General features: G+C 46.4%; 19 protein-coding genes and 1 pseudogene. 7 read left to right on the top strand and 13 right to left on the bottom strand.

Translation table 11 applies throughout. From position 1 onward, the window contains the following. Window positions 1-13: 13 nt before the first annotated feature. From DW650_RS11360 to DW650_RS11420, 13 genes and pseudogenes are all read right to left on the bottom strand, one after another. Entirely contained in the window at window positions 14-1018 is a 1005-nt protein-coding gene (locus DW650_RS11360; protein ID WP_118209961.1) for a bifunctional lytic transglycosylase/C40 family peptidase, read from the bottom strand. Next, complete coding sequence (locus DW650_RS11365; protein ID WP_118209962.1) at window positions 1015-3390, bottom strand: CD3337/EF1877 family mobilome membrane protein; 2376 nt, start codon at window positions 3388-3390, stop codon at window positions 1015-1017. The genes DW650_RS11360 and DW650_RS11365 overlap by 4 nt, the downstream gene beginning before the upstream one ends. Then, window positions 3390-5840 carry an ATP-binding protein gene (locus DW650_RS11370; RefSeq protein ID WP_118209963.1) on the bottom strand — a complete coding sequence of 817 codons (2451 nt, stop codon included), beginning with the start codon at window positions 5838-5840 and terminating at the stop codon, window positions 3390-3392. Before DW650_RS11370 ends, DW650_RS11365 begins: the two co-directional genes overlap by 1 nt. Continuing rightward, entirely contained in the window at window positions 5824-6216 is a 393-nt protein-coding gene (locus DW650_RS11375; protein WP_118209964.1) for a conjugal transfer protein, read from the bottom strand. The genes DW650_RS11370 and DW650_RS11375 overlap by 17 nt, the downstream gene beginning before the upstream one ends. A gap of 89 nt (window positions 6217-6305) precedes the next feature. Continuing rightward, the gene (locus tag DW650_RS11380) at window positions 6306-6794 is read right to left on the bottom strand and encodes an antirestriction protein ArdA (protein WP_173721802.1); all 489 of its coding nucleotides are present in this window, start codon (window positions 6792-6794) and stop codon (window positions 6306-6308) included. Window positions 6795-6923: 129 nt separating this feature from the next. Continuing rightward, window positions 6924-7145, bottom strand: coding sequence for a hypothetical protein (locus DW650_RS11385; protein ID WP_002570387.1), 222 nt, complete (start codon window positions 7143-7145; stop codon window positions 6924-6926). Window positions 7146-7196: 51 nt separating this feature from the next. After that, the gene (gene mobT / locus DW650_RS11390; protein ID WP_118209979.1) at window positions 7197-8408 is read right to left on the bottom strand and encodes a MobT family relaxase; all 1212 of its coding nucleotides are present in this window, start codon (window positions 8406-8408) and stop codon (window positions 7197-7199) included. Window positions 8409-8572: 164 nt separating this feature from the next. After that, window positions 8573-9970, bottom strand: coding sequence for an FtsK/SpoIIIE domain-containing protein (locus tag DW650_RS11395; protein WP_118209966.1), 1398 nt, complete (start codon window positions 9968-9970; stop codon window positions 8573-8575). A 23-nt stretch (window positions 9971-9993) separates the two neighbouring features. Continuing rightward, on the bottom strand, window positions 9994-10239 hold the full coding sequence (locus DW650_RS11400; protein ID WP_032547033.1) for a hypothetical protein: 246 nt from the start codon (window positions 10237-10239) through the stop codon (window positions 9994-9996). Window positions 10240-10241: 2 nt separating this feature from the next. After that, complete coding sequence (locus DW650_RS11405; RefSeq protein ID WP_118209967.1) at window positions 10242-10619, bottom strand: YdcP family protein; 378 nt, start codon at window positions 10617-10619, stop codon at window positions 10242-10244. 21 nt (window positions 10620-10640) lie between these two features. Then, window positions 10641-10955 (bottom strand): YdcP family protein, encoded by a 315-nt coding sequence (locus DW650_RS11410; protein ID WP_118209968.1) that lies wholly within the window; start codon window positions 10953-10955, stop codon window positions 10641-10643. 648 nt (window positions 10956-11603) lie between these two features. After that, a pseudogene (locus DW650_RS11415) lies at window positions 11604-12296 on the bottom strand (helix-turn-helix domain-containing protein); the annotation flags it as partial. 63 nt (window positions 12297-12359) lie between these two features. Then, the gene (locus DW650_RS11420; RefSeq protein ID WP_118209969.1) at window positions 12360-12881 is read right to left on the bottom strand and encodes a DUF6431 domain-containing protein; all 522 of its coding nucleotides are present in this window, start codon (window positions 12879-12881) and stop codon (window positions 12360-12362) included. A 211-nt stretch (window positions 12882-13092) separates the two neighbouring features. Here DW650_RS11420 and DW650_RS11425 point away from each other — a divergent pair, with 211 nt between their 5' ends. From DW650_RS11425 to DW650_RS11450, 7 genes are all read left to right on the top strand, one after another. Next, complete coding sequence (locus tag DW650_RS11425; RefSeq protein WP_243091727.1) at window positions 13093-14043, top strand: DNA topoisomerase; 951 nt, start codon at window positions 13093-13095, stop codon at window positions 14041-14043. Window positions 14044-14126: 83 nt separating this feature from the next. After that, window positions 14127-14435, top strand: a complete 309-nt coding sequence (locus tag DW650_RS11430; RefSeq protein ID WP_118209970.1) for a type II toxin-antitoxin system RelB/DinJ family antitoxin — start codon at window positions 14127-14129, stop codon at window positions 14433-14435. Beyond that, window positions 14432-14761 carry a type II toxin-antitoxin system RelE/ParE family toxin gene (locus DW650_RS11435; protein WP_118209971.1) on the top strand — a complete coding sequence of 110 codons (330 nt, stop codon included), beginning with the start codon at window positions 14432-14434 and terminating at the stop codon, window positions 14759-14761. The genes DW650_RS11430 and DW650_RS11435 overlap by 4 nt, the downstream gene beginning before the upstream one ends. Window positions 14762-14850: 89 nt before the next feature. Beyond that, entirely contained in the window at window positions 14851-15150 is a 300-nt protein-coding gene (locus DW650_RS11440; protein ID WP_118209972.1) for a hypothetical protein, read from the top strand. A gap of 14 nt (window positions 15151-15164) precedes the next feature. Next, window positions 15165-15299: a hypothetical protein gene (locus DW650_RS20320; RefSeq protein WP_279216714.1), complete on the top strand. Its 135-nt coding sequence runs from the start codon at window positions 15165-15167 to the stop codon at window positions 15297-15299. Then, on the top strand, window positions 15299-16402 hold the full coding sequence (locus DW650_RS11445) for a DUF5688 family protein (protein ID WP_118209973.1): 1104 nt from the start codon (window positions 15299-15301) through the stop codon (window positions 16400-16402). Before DW650_RS20320 ends, DW650_RS11445 begins: the two co-directional genes overlap by 1 nt. Window positions 16403-16560: 158 nt before the next feature. Beyond that, the gene (locus DW650_RS11450; RefSeq protein WP_118209974.1) at window positions 16561-17178 is read left to right on the top strand and encodes a hypothetical protein; all 618 of its coding nucleotides are present in this window, start codon (window positions 16561-16563) and stop codon (window positions 17176-17178) included. Window positions 17179-17207: the final 29 nt, after the last annotated feature.

Genomic DNA, 17207 nt, shown 5'->3' on the forward strand with positions numbered 1-17207 from the left:
GGTTCATCCTTTCTTATTGTTTGATTCGTCCGGCTCCGGCAAGGTGCTGTTGCCAGTAGGAGCCTGTCAGGTCTGCGTAGCCAATGGGATTTCCGGCATGGTACATCCGGTTATTTCCCACATACAGCCCCACATGGGTGATGTAGGTTCCGGCGTTGTAGGTGGAGTGGAAAAAGACCAAATCCCCTGCTTTTGCTTCGGACAGGGGGATGTGCTGCGTTACATTGTACTGTTCCTGAGCTGTCCGTGGCAGGGCGATTCCTGCCTTTCCATAACACCACTGCACCAGTCCCGAACAGTCAAAGGAAGTGGAGGGGGAATCGCCCCCGTACACATACGTCCAGCCCTCATACTTTAAGGCTTCGTCCATGATAGCCTGTACCGTTTCATCATTAAACTGTGCCACGGTCAGGTATTGCGATACCAAGAGGACATAGAACATATTTCCATAGGAATATCGCCAGCCCCCGTTTTTCTCTACCGCAACAGGGTTGGTGTAGGTGACTTTCTTTCCGCCGGATTTGTCCCTTGCGAAGCTCTCTGCCAGTTCAAAGGTGTATTTTTTTCCGTGTCCTGCCACATAGTCTAGGAAACCGCCGCCGTAATTATAGGATTGAATCACGCTGTTTAAGTCACAGCCCTTTGTTTCTGCCGCTGCGAGCAGTTCCGAGAAATACTTGCAGCCTTGTTTAATGGATTCCTCTGTACTCAGGGAGTTCGGGGGAAGCCCCAGAGATTCCGAGGACTGCATAACGTCTTCCAGCGTGCCGCCGGATTCCACCTGAATGATGGCGAGCAGTACATTTAAGTATTCCTCTATGCCATATTCCTTTGCATACTTTTCCAGCATAGGCTTATGGGCGAGGACTTCCTGTGATACGCTCACACCCCCATAGATAAGGTTTCCGCCGCTTCCGCCGTCTTCCTCATCCGAGAAGACAATCACCACCAAAAGGAGCAGGGAGAACATCATCACGAACACGCCGGAACAGGCAAAGAAAAGGTGTCTTAACTTCATGGCTTCTCCCCTTTCTTCTGTTTGGCAGCTGCTTTTTCCGTTTTTGTCCACTCCTTTCTGGCGGTGGTACGCCGGATGGTAAAGTTCGATTCTTTTACCGCAGGGGCAGCCCGTTTTCTTTCCGGTATCACAGGAGCCGTATCGTTATGGACAGGTCTTGCCGGACGGGGAGCAGCAGGTGTAGTAGTTGTCTTTTGTCTTTCCTCTGGTTTGTCTGGGGAAGCCGGAGGGACTATCTGGCGTTCTGTCCTTACAGGCGGTGTTTGTTCATGGTGGATGGAAGCCGCTTTTACCACCGGAACCGAAGCCCGTTCTGCCACAGTTCCCCCATAAGGAACCTGTCCCCGTTCCCTGATGGATGGGGAAGCAGGCTGCATGGCTGGTTTTCCTGCATGAATGGTATCTGCATGGTTTTGGAAATCTTCCGGCTGCTTTGCAGTAACAGGGCGTTCATGGACAGGAGCCGCTCCTTTGAGTACTTCGGAAGCTGTCTTTTGCTGTTGTTTTGCCTGTTCCAGTTCCGCCCTGCGTTCTGCAATGGTCTGTCTGCGGCTTTCTGCCTGTGCGTTTCGCTGTTCGGCTCTGGCAGTTCGGGTCTGGGTCACGCTGGAAGTAAAATCCCGTACTCCCTCTGATACCTGTGTTTTCCCGTGGTAAAGGGCGTACTTTGCATTGACGGGCAAATCCTTTGCCTGCTCCCGAAGCTGTCCAGCAGTATCGCTTATCTTATCTTTGGTATCTGCCACCGCACCTACCGCAGAGCCAGCCCGTTTCCATGCGGATTCCTTTTCCGGTGCTGCCTGCCCGTCTGGTCTGCTGTGGTCTGCCTGTGTCCGTTTGGAAGAACCGGAGCTGGAAGCAGTTCTCTGGTCTGAGCCAGCCTGTTTTCCTGCATGGTAGGCAGCCGTACCAGCCCCAAGAGCCGCCACAGAACGTCCTAACTTATGCTGTAAACGGTGCATATGGGCGTGCATGAGCATACGGGGTCTTCGCATGATACGGCTTCCCATGCTTTGGGAATCGCCGCTCTGCAAGGAGAACATCCCCATCAAATCCCCCAGCTTGAAATAAATTCCGGCAAAGGTCACTATCTGCAAGAACGCCGTCAGAAAGAACGGATATTCCCCAGACAGGTTGTAGAGCATGGTGGAAATACTGAACGCTACCGTGATAATCAGGGTGATTCCGGCTCTGGTAAGGATGGTATTGAACAGTTTCGTAATGGCACGTTTTGACATCCCCTCAAAAGAGGGAACCATGCTAAGGAGGAAGCTCACAGGCAGGAACATGGCATAGATGATAAAAAGCACCTGTGAAAAAATCATTATCCCCGTGAGCAGGAATACAAAAACGGAGATACCGATATTGAACATGAACAGGAAGAAGACGGTTCCCAAGCGGTTGATGGTCTTTGTGATGGTAAGGTTCGTATTTTCCCTGTCTTCGATTTCCTCCACTACGATTTCTTCCCTGTCCTGCCCGTTGTTTTCGTCTGGACTGGTTGAGAGCAGGCGTTCCACACGGTCAGTCCCAAGGCTTTCCACATCCGAGTTGCCGTATTGCAGCAGGAGCCACGGCTGCTTGACCTGAATGGAAAACAGGCTGTCCCGTATCAAATACACGCTGTCTTTTCCTTGACTTTCCGAGTTCGGCAGCACAATCTTTGTGCCAAGGGTCAGGCTGGCATTGCTGATGTCTGCGGAAAATTCATTGATTTTCCCGATATAATCAGGGGCATAGGCGATAAAGGAAGCGGACAGCACGAACACCACCACGAAATTCACAACGGCATGGATGGCTTTTGTGGTTTCCCGTTTGATAAGCCCTGTGTAGGCAACGTAAATCCCCACTACCAGAATGAGAATCAGCAGGAACCCGACATAAAATCCCTCCGAGGACAAGCCGCCTGTGGTAACGCCTGCAAGGGTCTGCATATTTTCCCCAATGGAATCCGCCGTAGAGGAAATGAAGTCCAGCGAGTAGGCTTCCTGAATCAGATACCCCGTGGCGTTGGAAAGGTACAGGCTGATTGTCCAGATAAAATTTGTGATGGCATACAGCCCGTACATCACCTGTTTTCCGATACCGTCCAGCCAGTTCCACGGGAGCCAGTCCCATCCGCTGTCCACATAAAAATCAAGCTGGTAGTTGTCCAGAGGATATTTGCTGTATTCGTTGGCAGCGTCCACCGTATCATCCACCAGTCCGGCAGCGTGGGCGGCTGTGCCGAAGACTGCCAGCAGCAGGAGGATGAGCAGGAGTGCCAGAAGCACCCTGCCAATCACTTTTCCTGCTATTTTCCAAGACAAGCCCTTTTTTTCTGAATAGGGAACAGGGAGTTGCTGCCCGTTGGAAGTTCTATGTATCACCATCATTCCACCTCTTTTCTTACGGGCGGTCTGGTATCAAAGGCATGGAACAGGTCTTCAAAGATAGGATGGAACTGTATCACTCCCACACGCCCGTACAAATCACTGATAAGGCACTGCCCGTTTTCCAAGTCACGGAGCCGCTTCTGGTTGTTTTCATCTTCGGAATCCACACCGAAAAAGGCGAGGGTCTTCTTGATTTCGTTGATGTCCGTGGAACGGAACGCAAACTTTAAGCCCAGATTGTTTTTCAGCTTTTCATCCAGTAAATCGTCCGTGTTCTGGGTGACAAAGTAAACGCCTGCGTTCATGGCACGTCCGGCACGAACCAGCTTCATAGAGAGGGTCTTGCCCTGTGCCACCTGTAAGAAGCTCCATGCTTCATCCAAATCCACAATCTTAAACACACTGCGGTCGGTATGGATGAAGTCGAGGGCAAAGGTGCTGATTACAATGAGCATTGCCACGGAAAGCAGTTCCATTGTGGTGTATTCTTCAAACGAGGTTTCCTTATCCGGCAGCACCAAATCCGCCACCTGAATGATATTGAGCTGCTTTTCAAGGCTGATGGACTGTGTGACATCCCCATCCGAAAAGAGCAGGTGTGCAAAGTCATAGTCCGTAAAGGATTCAATATGGTCTGCTATGCTGGTGCTGATGGTGGTTCCCTCCGCCCGTAGTTCTTCAATCACCTTGAAAAGCCCCCGTTCCTCACTGTTTGTCACCGCACGGATGGCTTTCCGAAGAACAGGGAACTTTTCCCCGTCACGGCTGGAAATGCCCGTTAAAAAGGTCAGGATGTCGATTGCCAGTGATTCGGAATCCTTTGGGTTCTCCATAATCACATACGGGTCGAGTAAGCCCCTGTTCTGTTCCTCTGAGGTCAGGTTTACGATATTGATTTCATGGGCGATTTCCGGCAGGGTTTCTTTCCAGCGTCCCCGTTCTGCTTTCGGGTCAACAATGAGTGCCTGTGCCCCAAATAATACACAGTAGTAGACAATCATGTTGTTACTGAATGATTTTCCACCGCCGAGGGAGCCGACAAAAGCGGCAGCAAGGGCGTTGGTGACAGAGCCTTTTACCCCTTGACTGGCAAGGGCAGGCTTTAAGTACACGTTTCTTCCCGTATCAAGGCTGTACCCGATATAAATACCCTCCGGTTCCCCTAACATCTGGGTTGCCCCGAAGCCAAGACCAGCAAGGAAGTCGCTGGTGACATACTGGATGTAATCGTTCAGATACCGTTTGCTGGCAGGGAGAAATTCCCCATGCAGCCCCAGCATATCCCCAAAGGGGCGAACCAGCTTCACGTTCAAATCGTCATAAAAATCTTTTACCTCATTGCAGCGGCGTTTCAGTTCTTCCAAGTCGGGAGCCGTCACACGCACCACATAGGACAGCTTATACATGGATTCCTTGCTCTGGTCTAAGGTGGATTCCAGCTCATTTACGCTGTCTAAAGCGTCCACCACGTTTGTACTGGTTTCACTGTCATTCTGCCATGCGTGGTTGTCCAAATCTTTCAGCTCTTTTTTCTTGTTCCGCACCGTGGAGAGGGCTTTCCGGTTTGTCACAATCTCCACATTCATAGAGGTATCAATGGGAAAAGTGAATTGCTGCTGCTGATAGTAAAAGATTTCCGAGGATGGGAAGTCCAGTTCCCCCACAATGCTGTTGATGGTGAAGTAGGCGGCATAAACCGTCCCGTCTTCCTGTTCGATTTTCAGATACCGCTGGTTTTCCTCTATCAGACAACGGGTGGGTTTGATGAGGTCATAGTATTTCACCAGCGTTTCTTCCTGAAACCGCTTCTTTGGCAGGTAATACTCATAATCTTCGTAGGCGGTTCCGGTCTGCCCGTATAAATGCTCAATCAGATAACCAAAATCGTCCTTATCAAGCCGCCGGACTTTAAAGCGGCGTGAGATTTTACTTTCCAACAGTTTTTCCATCTTCTGAAACCGCCAGATTTCCTCATTGCTCATGGAAACAAAATCCCCCATGAGCTTGTGGTTGACTTCATGGAGAAAATCGGAAACGGCGGTCTTTGCTTCCCTGCGAAACTGCTTCATGGTGACTTCCTGCTCATTGACAAGCAGCTTGAAGCCGATAAAAAAGCGGTAGTCCACCTGATTTTCCCCTATCATGGAAATCAGGGCTTCGGTCTGTGCGTCAATCTTTGCACAGGCAACGTCCTTTAGCTTGCCTGTCACTTCCTGTTTGGAGCGTTCCTGTGCCGCCCGTATGCTGGATTCCGTGCTGATTTGCAGGGCGTGAATCTTCCCGTCCCTGTTCTGGGCGATAAGCTGCCGGAACGAATCGTGTACCTGATATTTCTGTTCAGGGCTTAAAAAGGAATAGTTGTAGGGAAGCAGCTCATAGTAAGCAAAGCACTCCCCATCATGGTTGAACACAAGGTTATTTTCGATATACTTAATCGGATATGCCATAAATATCACTCCTTACTGCCGTGATGGGCTGTGCCGGAGATTCCTTTTCCAGCTTCACGGGCTTTCCTGCATAGGTCAGTTTCGGGCGTACCAGATATGCCAGTACGGATTTCAGGAAGCCGTAAGGCTTCTTCCCGTCAAAGGTCTTCTGGCACATGAACCAAGTGAGGGCAAAGGGTACGCCGAAATATTTCAAAAATGCCCCGTCAATGAACGAAAGGGGAGGGAGGTTCCCCAAGAGCATAACTGCAAACACCGATACCACGAACCACGCCATCTGTGTGAACGTGATGGGGAATGGCAGCTTAAAATCATTGATGGAATATAGTACCTTTTCCACCGACCAGATACTGGTATAGCTTCGTATTTTTTTCATGTTGTCCGTCCTTTCTAAAAGATGGGGCAGCAAAAGCCGCCCCTGAATAAAAAAGCCGCCTGTATTTCTTGAAAGAGATACAGACGGGTCTACCGTAAGATTTCATATACGCCGTGGTTTGTGACAACAAAGGTTCCCTCCAATTCCATGTCACGCCCATAGGCTGCATAGTCGATATAGTTTTGTAAGTGTGCCGGAAGTTCCCCAAGCTGTCCAGTTTCTTCCAGATAGTAGCGAGCCACATCCGCCATATCGTCACAGCCGGAATGGCAGATAATATCGTCTTCATGCTCACAGAGTTCTTCGATACTGCCAAAGTAGGATTGCAGCTCTGATAGTTCCTCCTGAATGTACTCCGGTAAGTCCTCCACCATTTCACACAGGCGGTTGACTTCCTCAATGGGGGTGTATTCGTCAATCTCAAAGGGCAGCTCATAGTCATGGATGGCGTATTCCTCATACTCATCATTCAAGCCGATACGTTCCTTGACTTCCTCAAAATCCACAGGCGGCGTAAACCATGCCCCCACCAGTTCGCCCTCATTGTATTTTCCTAAGTTGGCAATGTAAATCCGCATTTCTTCCACAGTGTCACCTCCATTCTCCGTCAGGCTTCTTTTGGGGAGTTACGCTCCCCAAGCCCCTAGTGGACTTCCGCTATGAAGCAATCAGAGCTTGCTCCATAACGGAAGTGTGATATGTTTTTTCTATGCACCGATAATCTTATTGAACAGTTCCAGTAAAATGTCCTTTACACCGTCCGCATTGAAGACCAGACCGACCGCTACAAGGGACACCACCAGAAAACCGATAAGTTTGGAAAATTCCCTCTTAAATCCAAGGTACAGTCCAATCACCACGATTGCCAGCAGCACAAGGGACTGGGCGTTGGATAAAAACCAGTTGTAAAGATTCTGTCCGAAATTCATAAAAGCTCCTTTCTTTCTTGTAAGATTCCTTATGTTTCAAGATTGCCGCCGTTAAAGCACCACCTCCTTTGCAGCGGCGGCTTGCTGCTTCAGGATTTTTTCATGCTTCTCCGTCAGCCTTGCATGGGTGATGATGTCATGGACAATCTGGGTGTGGTTCATCTTATCCAGACGGAGAGCCAGCTTTAAGGTGGGTGCTACCTGATGTGAGAGCCAGTGCAGGGTGCGTTCAAAGGAATAGGGTTCCGGTTTGGTTGTCAGTTTCAGGCTTCCCCTGTGTTCCCCGATAAACCACGCCCATTCCTCACTGATACGCCAGTCAGAACGGGGCTTTGTATCGTCCCTGTCCACGAACCGGACATAGCGGTTGATGATTTGAAAGGCTGTCCGTTCTGGATTGTCATGTTCTAACAGGTCACGGATGGCGTAAAAGGCACGCTCATTTTTCAGCCGGATTTCAAAGCGGTTCTTTACCTCTGCGTCCGCAATGGGAATATCATGCTTCTTGTACTGCTCATAGTCCTTTTCGTAAATGCAGAAGTACACCTCACTTTGGAGGGAACCAATATACAGGGTGTTCCCCATACATTCTTTTTCCCCACGCCGTACCAGTTCGCCGCTGCGGTAGCTTTTGAAGCTGCGGAAGACCGAGATACATTCCTCATTCCGGCACTTCTCTGTCAGATTGGGAATGTTCAGGATTCCCGTTTTGTCATTGATAGCGAGGTCAAGCCGCTTCGTCACGCCGTCCTCCATGAGAACGTCCATGAAAAATTCATACCAGCTCCGTTCCTGTGCCAGCAGATAGCTTTCAAACTGGCGGCAGCCACGCCCTTTCAGTTCCAACAGCACCCCTTTTTCCAGTTCCGGTGATACCAGAACGAAAATATCCCCCAGATAGTAATGCTCCGTGTAAGAGTAGAAGCCGTAGTCTTCATGGATAAAGTAAGGCAGTTTTAGCCGCAGCACGTCTTCCACGATATGCTTCACATCCGTAGTGGGAAAGCGAATCCGCACATAGTCAAAGAGCATTTCAAGGGGATTGTCTGGATTGAAGCGTTCCAGAGCTTTCGTGATGGTTTCCTGTAATGTTTCGGATGGGTGAGCCTTGCCCGTTTCAATATCGCTCAGGTACGGACGGGTAATTCCGGCAGCTAAGGCAAGTTTCTGTTGTGAGATACCGTAAACTTCCCGTTTCTCTTTGATGTCCCGTACCCATGTTTCTTCGTTCAGCGAAAATCCCTCCTGTCTAAAAAAGCGTATGTCAACTTTCGGAGCCTTGTTGACATACGCCGGATATGGGAAAAATCCCTTGTGTACCGTGGGATTCTGCCCTGTTGTTTGGTTGTTGCCTGTCGATTTGTACCCCTCTGTTAGATACGAGGGGTTTATGCTAGCGTGCCTTGCGGCACACCAGCCACAGCAGGTCAGTCCGTTTCTGCGGCTTTCGCTTCGCACGCCGCCTGCACTCCCTGCCTGCTGTCTGTCAGTTTTTTTATTTCTTTGAGGAAATCGTGTCCTTTGGGTACTAGGGGTGTGTAAAACTCCGAGATAACGCTGGTTCCCACATCCACATAGCCACGCCCTTTTATCTGCTTTAGGAAGAAGTCCTTTGTGGTTTCCCCGAACATCATCCCATAGCCCATTTCCGACATCCGCCCCAGAGCCACACGGAAATTGAACTGGTCACGGATTCCATCCCCCAGATACTTTGCGTCCGGACGCTGGCAGGCGAGAATCAGGAAGAAACCAGCCTGCCGCCCAAGCATAACGATTTGTTTTAACTTGTTGAGGACAGCGGCATTTTCCTTTGTGCCGAGCATTTCCATAAATGCCACATATTCATCAAAGATAAGGAAATTTGCCGGAAGCCCCAAGTAAGCGTAGTTTTCCCCTGTCCGGTAATTCTCCATGAGCTTCATGTCTTCGCTGCGTTTCATCATTTCCTCATAGAAACGGTCAATACAGGCGAGCATATCTTCCTTTTTGTAGTACACATCCGGCATAACCTCCTGTAAGTCCGCAAGGTCGGCGTTTTTGGGGTCTAACACGAACAGGACGGCGTTGGTGCGGAGCAGGGCTTCAATGAGGGTCAGGATGAAGTAGGTCTTTCCGCCGCCGGTTCCTCCGGCAATGAGCATATGGGGGAGCTTGTCATACTCCCACCAGACATTTTCCATGAGCCGGAGTCTGCCATCCTTTGCCTGTACGTCCTCAATGGAGATACGGTTGGCAATGGTATCATAGAGCAGGGTGTACTCCACATAGGAATCCTTTAATTCCTTATCCGTCAGCTCACAGTACAAGCCGCTTTCCAGTTTTTTCTCCAAGTTTAAGAGCTGTTCCTGATATTTCCCCAAGGTGATTTCTACACGGATATGGAGCAAGCCCTGTTTCATCCGGTAGTAGATTTTGGGAAAGTAAGTGATGGTTTCTTTGGAACGGCTGGAAGACAAGTCCTTGAAAAAAGCGTCTTCCGTTCTCTGCTCCGATTCATACCACTTGTTTTCCAACACCATCCTTGCCAGCTTTTGGCGGTGGATGAGCTGCTTTACTTCGTCCCTGCGGTATCGCCAGAACAGAAGAACTGTTGTAAGACACACCAGCCCTGCCATGCCCATGCTGAATAACAGGTAAGGGATATTTACATCCTGTGCTATCTGGGAGAGGGGCACTTCCTGCCAGTTGGTTCCGGCTATTTGCCGGATATGAAACAGTAGGACAACCAGCAGGAAGACAGGGAACAGGGCAGCAAGGGCAGTATGGGACACAAGGTCTTTATCCGTGGGACGGATACGTTTTCCACGGGGGAAAAGCTGCTTCATGGGAACAATCCTCCTTTCCGTGATTAAAAATAGCCCATATAAAGCAGCGAATATCCTTTCTTGCTGTCTTCCATATGGGCTTGAAATAAAAAAGTATAGCCGGATGACTCCCTGCACAGACATTCCGGCATATAAACTGCCAGATTTTCCGGCGGCTGATAATCTTCTAGGGCTTCGATAAGAAGCTGACCTGCCATCCAGCAGTATTCCGGCAGAGAAACCAGCCGGAAGTCCTGTTCGTATTCTTCATATCCAGTAATTGCGTCCATACTTATTTTTCTGCTGGCGGTTCTTTCTTTGGCGGCTGCGGATTCATGGCAGCACCTTTTTTCAGAACAATATCATCCGCCTTGATGTACCAGTCCACCTCTGCCCCCTGAAAGGTAGCCGTTGCCACGGTATCTGCCACAGGATTGATGATTTCCACCTCTGCGTTGTAATCGAACTCCTTTAATGGCACGCTGGCAGGGATAGAAACCTGAATCATACGCCCCTGTCCTCTGGATTTTAAGTCATAGGTACGCTCCTTGATTTCTTCTGATACCGAGCCGTCTTCATTCTGGAGGTGAACCTCACGGCGGAGGGCAGAAAATTTCAATGCCCCGAATGTTGCTTCCTTGTCAATCACGATTCCGTTTGCTAATCTCATAGTCTGATGTCCTCCTTTTCCTTACACTTTTACCATATCGTCAGCGTGTAAAATGTAGTTAGTGAAGCCCCTTGTGCCGATTTTATAGCCCTCTGCGGTGATACGGGGATTGACGAGCTTCACACGTTCTTCAAAGTCAAAATGCTTCTCTCCGGCTTCGGCAGGGAGGATAACCACAATATCATCCGCCCTCTGTACGTCTGAATAAAGGTTGAAGCTGCGGGAGAGTACCGCCATGCGTCCGTTGATTCTTCTTTGTTCTGTTTTGTCTTCTCCGGCAAACTCCAAGTTGCCGAATGTCTTTTCCATGTTGGGGATAACGAATTTTAATTCCATATAGATGTACCTGTCCTTTCTGAATGTTGCGTTTGATGGTTAGTTTTGGGTTCTGGTTTGAAAGTCGGAGGGGAACGCTCCGGCGGTGGTGATTTCTTCGTAGTATCACATCCTTTCTGGGGCTATTGAAGAAATTACAGGGTTGTGATATTATCTAGGTGTTAAAAATTAAATCGTCATGGTTAGGATTGTTAGCTTGTGTTTTTTCATGTAGCTCTGTCATGTACTCCCAACAACTTAAAAGTAGATTTCAGTGGAGATTTATAATATCAGGAGGTACGCTTATGACAATAATAACAACTGTAAAAAGCATTATGGTGGGCGACGGAATTTCTGGGAATTTTTGCTAAAGTGTGCAGGGGCAATGGAAAAAATTACGGCTGGCATGACATGAAGAATCCGGGAGGGTCAAATCTCCAATTCCCATCGGGGCTGTTTTCAGCCCCATTTAATTTTGAAACAAAAAATAGACGCCCATTGTTGAACGTCTATTTTGGGATGATATTGAGGTTTGCTGGTCTATCTTATAAAATCTGAATGTACTTCGATTGCATTTTTATTGCATTTTTAATCTGTTTTCATATAGATTTTAGTGGTTGATAGTTCCTGAAAATGCCTTAAAATCAATGATTTTTATTTATATGGCATACTGTCTGTCTGGAAGTTGAATAACTTTGGAACACCAAACTTTGCAACTGCTGATTTCATGACAGACATGAGATTGACGAAGTTATCATTGAAAAAGACATCAACGCCAACAATGTAGCGGCTGGCGTCATCAATGAGGGCGATCACATATACCTTATGCTTTTTGCCGTCTTCTGTTTTCAGGTAAGGGCCAACACTGCTGTCACCGCACCATACCTCATTGACATGGGCACGTTCATAACGACGCATATCCTGATTGTTTGTCGTCTTTTCTTTTAAAGCAAGGTTGTTTAAGAAACGGTTTACGGTGGATTCTGACAGTTCATTACGGCTCGTGGATCCATTTGTGCACAACTGACGGAAGATAGCAGCTGCAGACATACGGGGATAGGTTGTTTTCAGATATCGGATCTGTTCCTCAAGGTCAGGGTCGATCTTTCTGGAAGTTCCCTCGTCGCTGCGGCTGGAAGGGAGCAGGGCGTCAAAACCATTCTTCTGATAGTGCTGGTACCAGCGTTTGATGGATGTCGGTGCCGGATGGATGAAGGATCCGTTTGGATGGAGTGCACCACGTGCAGAGGCCGCACGAAAGTAAGCCTCCTTGGATCTGTACTCATCCGGGAGACCAACAATCAGTGGTGAGATCATGGAATACCGCATCAAAGCGATATCCTGTGCTAATTCCTGTTTCATTTGAAGTCCTCTCTTTCATTTTTTCTTAAGTATAGAAGGGATCGGGAGAGGTTTCCTGTAAGGCTATGTGGGTGTAAGAAATAAGATATTTGGGGTCTGTCTTATCTGCATGAACTGGTTCATAAAAAGTGAAAAACACAGCTTTACAAGACGGGATGGGAAGGATAAATCAACCCGAAAGGAACGGATCTTCTGCATCCAGTGCATTATATAGCGTTTGGTGATGGAGGCAATAAGATTTTCATCAATAGAAGGAGTTCTGTCCATGATCTGTTTAAAATCTCCGGAATCCTCATAAGCAGATATGATAGCAGCCTGCTCCTGTAAGGATACCTGGGAATAAGGCACAATCTGGGAAGGAAGCAGAGCATGGGTTTTACCACAGTGAGAGCATTTAACCCTGTAGATAGATAAAGTGATTTCAGAATCATCTTTCTTGAGGGAACGGGGATAGTAGCCATGAATGGTTAAGCATCCTGAATGGCCACAGGTACACTGTAACTGATGGAACTGTAAGGTGTTGATAAGATTTTCGTAAGTTTTTTGATTTAACGGATTGTCAAAAGGTACTGTAATTGTTATCATAGCGTTGGTGCAGCATCTCCCTGTTTAAGGATGTAGTGGTGCATCGGATTGTTATGATAGCAGGTGTCAAACTTTGGTCGGGGAGATACCTGCTATTCTTGTAACTTTGATATGATAACACAAGAAGGTACCGGTTCAAACACTCTGCTGTAAAAAACATCAGAATATCTGAGTCAGTACTTTCATTTAATTTGACTGATATAAGAATGATTTGGAGCACCAAGGGTGCTGGATAACACTTTATGAAACGGTAAAGGCAGAGCTTTCCTGCGGTGGTTACACTTTTGCCACTTCAGGCAAGTCGGTCCTAAAAAACGGGTGGAAATATTTTGAAGATGCTTTTAAGCGTTCTTTTAAGACAACGGAAGATAAAGAGCAGGAGGATAAGAAACTGCCGGAGCTTTCAAAGGGGAAGACCTTTGACGGGGTACAGACGAAGATTAGCGAGCATTATACCACACCGCCGAAGCACTTTACGGAAGATTCCCTTTTGTCAGCAATGGAGCGAGCCGGAAGTGAGGATATGGGAGATGATGTGGAGCGTAAAGGACTTGGCACACCTGCCACCAGAGCAGACATTATCGAGAAGCTGGTCAAGGACGGTTTTGTGAAGCGTGAGAAAAAGCAGATGCTCCCTACAGAGGACGGAATGAAGCTGATTACGGTGCTTCCCGATGTGGTAAAGTCCCCGAAACTTACCGCTGACTGGGAAAATACCCTTACCCTTGTTGCAAAGGGCGAGTATTCTATGCAGGAGTTTATGGATGGAATTGCGGATATGGTAAAGAACCTTGTGCAGACCTATCACAGCATTAGTGACGAGCAGAAATCCATGTTTGGAGGAAATCAGAGCGCACAGGAAGCCCTTGGAAAATGCCCGAAATGTGGCGGTGATGTGGTAAAGGGAAAATATGGAGCTTACTGCAAAAATAAGTGTGGTATGAATGTTGGCAGGGCTATGGGGACTGTACTTTCCGATACGCAGATTAAGAGTATGCTGGAAGGGAAAAAGACTTTCGTCAAAGGTTTAAAGGGAAAGAAAGGCACTTACGATGCCTACCTAATTCCGGAAGGAATTGAGGATTATTCCTATACCAAAGATGGCAAGGAAATCAAAGGATCACAGTATAAGGTCAAGCTGGAGTTTGCAAAGAAGAAATAAAAACGTATTGCTATTGTGCGCACGGATTGGTATAATATAGCTAGAAAAGGAGACACTAAGATTTTTGAAAGGAGTGTTACACTATGGCAACAAAATCAGCTAATTTGTACGCAAGAATAGAGCCAGATGTGAAAGAGCAGGCAGAAAGTATCTTGTCAGCACTTGGTATTCCGGCATCCAATGCTATCAATATGTTCTATAAACAGATTATTCTAAACAGGGGACTTCCTTTTGAAGTGAAAATACCTACGGCAAAACCTGCTAATGTGGCAGAACTGACCGAAGCAGAATTGAATGCGGAACTGGAGAAAGGATATGCGGATATGGTTGCAGGCAGAACAAAATCTGCAAGGCAGGTATTTGCTGATATTCGCAAAGATTACGGTATATGATTTATGAGGTAATTACCACCGATCAAGCTGATGCCGATTTAAGGGGAATATATGAATATATTGCTTTTGAATTGCTTTCACCAGATAATGCGGCAGGGCAGCTCGAAAGGTTAGAAGAACACATCATAGGGCTTGAGGAATTTCCAGAGAAATTCAGACCTTATGAAAAAGAACCGTGGAACAGCAGAGGGCTAAGGGTAATGCCTGTTGACAATTATCTGGTATTTTATATTCCGAATAAAGATACAGGAATTGTGACAGTCATCCGTGTTATGTATGCGGGCAGGGATGTTGATAACCAGCTAAATAATTACACGGCGATGTAAAAACAAAATAATTGTAACAGCGTAAAGGCGTATGAGATGTAACCGTTTCATACGCCTTTTTGCGTTTTTTGAAAATGGAGGATACGAACATGAATGAAGAAAATGTAACTGTAAACGGAGCCGGAACACAGGATGAGGAGCCTGCGGCAAAGAATAATGAAACCAAAGCGGAGAAGTTTATTCGCCTTGGAGAATACCGCATGAACAAAGCGATTGATGCGATTGGAAGGTTGGAACTCCTTGCCAATAAGTCAGCTTATGAATATACAGCGGAGCAGGTAGAGGCTGTGTTTGGTGCTTTAGAAAATAAGGTAGCAGATGTAAAAGCAAAATTCAGTACAAAGAAACAGGATAATACATCTTTTTCTTTTGGAACACATGCAGAGTAAGGAGGAAACCAGGAATGAAACAGTTAGAAAAGGAAATTGCGGAAACAAACAAGCAGAGCATGATGAAGCGTTATCAGTTGTATGGGATGAAAGTATCGAAGTTGGCAGACAAATCACAGAAGAATACCGGGAAGGGAGAGAGAAAGTAATGGAATATAAGGATTTTGTAGAACAGGTAAAAGAGCAGATACAGGATTTTTTACCGGAGAAATTTGCAGATGCAACGGTTTCTGTTCATCAGGTAGTAAAGAATAATGACTGTGTTTTGGACGGTCTGACAATTCGGACGGAAGAAAGCAATATTTCTCCAACCGTATATTTGAATTCGTATTTTGAACAGATACAAGATGGAGCTGAGATGGATGATGTGCTTGGGCAGATTGCAGCCACATATCAGGCACATTATATTGACCATGATATGGATGTATCCGCAGTGACTGATTTTGACAATGTCAAAGACAAGATTGTGTGCAAGCTCATCAATGAGGAAGCCAACAGGCAGTTTCTTGAGGACAAATCATACACCAAGGTGGAAGATCTGGCGGTTGTGTATCAGATTTTAATGAACAAAAAGGTGGAAGGTACTGCAACCATAACGATTACAGATAATCTGATGGACAGGTATGGGATTACTCTTGGGGATTTGCACAAACAGGCTCTTTTGAACATGGATGTTTTGCAGCCATACAGCTTCAAGGGAATGAGCGAGACCATTATAGAAATGATGGCTGGGGACATTGCAAGGGATAATGATAAGGATATATCAGAGGCAAGAGAAATGGCATCCCAGATGATACCGGATGTTCCTGACACGATGTTTGTACTGACAAATGACACGAAGGTAAATGGAGCTGCCGCTATATTAAATGATGATACCAGACAGGAAATTGCAGACAAGGTTGGAGACTTCTATGTACTGCCTTCATCTGTGCATGAAACGCTGATTATCCCGAAAGATGCCGGAATGGAGCTAAGAGACCTTGAACAGATGGTGCAGGAAGTGAACCAGACACAGGTAGCACCACAGGAACGTCTTTCGGATCATGTGTATGAATATGATGCAAAAGAGCATGAGCTGTTCCGCAGTGACCGTGCTGGGGAACGTGCAAAACAGAAAGAGGAAAAGCGTGATGAGAAGAAAGAACGTCCTTCACTTAAAGAGAGACTTTCAGAAAAGAAAAATGCAGTGTCTAAGATGGACACTGACAGAGAGCATCTGGCTGCAGATAAGAAGAAGGAGGCAGTGATATAAATAGATATAGTAAGGCAGTCACTACGACTGCCTTACTGCCTTTAGTAACAATATATTGGCAAAATGTTTGAGAAAAATAGCAAAAACTATAATGTATGTGGTACAATATTATCAACAATATACTACAATTTAAGAAAATCAGAGAGGAGAGTGAAAAAATGATTAATCACCAAGCATCCGAACAGATGATAGGATATTTGTATCAGGTACGATACGCTTTAGCTCTATTGCTAGATAACGATAATTCTGATTTTCAAATAAGTATTGAAAAATTTGATGATGTTGCTTTTAGTAAAGATGGCTTGCCAAAGCAACTTATTCAATTAAAGCATCATGTGCAGAGGCAGGGAAATCTGACAGATGGAAGTACAGATTTATGGAGAACACTAAAGGTTTGGATGGATGTAGTATCTGAATCGCCAGATATTATAGATGAAACAGAATTTCTTATCGTTACAACTGCAATTGCACCAGAAAATTCGGCGGCTTCTTATTTAAAAAAAGATCAAAAGCGCAATGTGGAAGGTGCATATGAGAAGTTAAGAAATATTTGTCTTAAATCAGAAAATAAAGAACATAAAAAATATTACGAAGCGTTTTTAAAAATGGATGAAAATACTCTAAAGTGTATTCTTAGCCATATTTGTGTCATTGATGGTGCCAATAATATAGAAGATGTTGAAAGGACTTTTCGGAAACAGATTCGTTATAGCTGTATTCCTAAATATGAAAATCAGATTTGTGAGAGACTAGTATACTGTATCATTGATATTTAATTAATTTTATGGTCTGACAAACCGTTTCA

Origin of the sequence: Roseburia sp. AM23-20 (assembly GCF_003470905.1) — a bacterium.
Lineage (GTDB): Bacteria > Bacillota > Clostridia > Lachnospirales > Lachnospiraceae > Roseburia > Roseburia rectibacter.

Excerpts from the sequence above, each read along its gene's own strand:
- DW650_RS11360 (WP_118209961.1), bottom strand. The coding sequence starts at position 1,018 with ATGAAGTTAAGACACCTTTTCTTTGCCTGTTCCGGCGTGTTCGTGATG.
- DW650_RS11435 (WP_118209971.1), top strand. The coding sequence starts at position 14,432 with ATGATTTATGAGGTAATTACCACCGATCAAGCTGATGCCGATTTAAGG.
- DW650_RS11380 (WP_173721802.1), bottom strand. The coding sequence starts at position 6,794 with ATGCGGATTTACATTGCCAACTTAGGAAAATACAATGAGGGCGAACTG.
- DW650_RS11375 (WP_118209964.1), bottom strand. The coding sequence starts at position 6,216 with ATGAAAAAAATACGAAGCTATACCAGTATCTGGTCGGTGGAAAAGGTA.
- DW650_RS11405 (WP_118209967.1), bottom strand. The coding sequence starts at position 10,619 with ATGAGATTAGCAAACGGAATCGTGATTGACAAGGAAGCAACATTCGGG.
- DW650_RS11395 (WP_118209966.1), bottom strand. The coding sequence starts at position 9,970 with ATGAAGCAGCTTTTCCCCCGTGGAAAACGTATCCGTCCCACGGATAAA.
- DW650_RS11445 (WP_118209973.1), top strand. The coding sequence starts at position 15,299 with ATGGAATATAAGGATTTTGTAGAACAGGTAAAAGAGCAGATACAGGAT.
- DW650_RS11370 (WP_118209963.1), bottom strand. The coding sequence starts at position 5,840 with ATGGCATATCCGATTAAGTATATCGAAAATAACCTTGTGTTCAACCAT.
- DW650_RS11430 (WP_118209970.1), top strand. The coding sequence starts at position 14,127 with ATGGCAACAAAATCAGCTAATTTGTACGCAAGAATAGAGCCAGATGTG.
- DW650_RS11385 (WP_002570387.1), bottom strand. The coding sequence starts at position 7,145 with ATGAATTTCGGACAGAATCTTTACAACTGGTTTTTATCCAACGCCCAG.
- DW650_RS11420 (WP_118209969.1), bottom strand. The coding sequence starts at position 12,881 with ATGATAACAATTACAGTACCTTTTGACAATCCGTTAAATCAAAAAACT.
- DW650_RS11400 (WP_032547033.1), bottom strand. The coding sequence starts at position 10,239 with ATGGACGCAATTACTGGATATGAAGAATACGAACAGGACTTCCGGCTG.
- DW650_RS11450 (WP_118209974.1), top strand. The coding sequence starts at position 16,561 with ATGATTAATCACCAAGCATCCGAACAGATGATAGGATATTTGTATCAG.
- DW650_RS11440 (WP_118209972.1), top strand. The coding sequence starts at position 14,851 with ATGAATGAAGAAAATGTAACTGTAAACGGAGCCGGAACACAGGATGAG.
- DW650_RS11410 (WP_118209968.1), bottom strand. The coding sequence starts at position 10,955 with ATGGAATTAAAATTCGTTATCCCCAACATGGAAAAGACATTCGGCAAC.
- DW650_RS20320 (WP_279216714.1), top strand. The coding sequence starts at position 15,165 with ATGAAACAGTTAGAAAAGGAAATTGCGGAAACAAACAAGCAGAGCATG.
- DW650_RS11365 (WP_118209962.1), bottom strand. The coding sequence starts at position 3,390 with ATGGTGATACATAGAACTTCCAACGGGCAGCAACTCCCTGTTCCCTAT.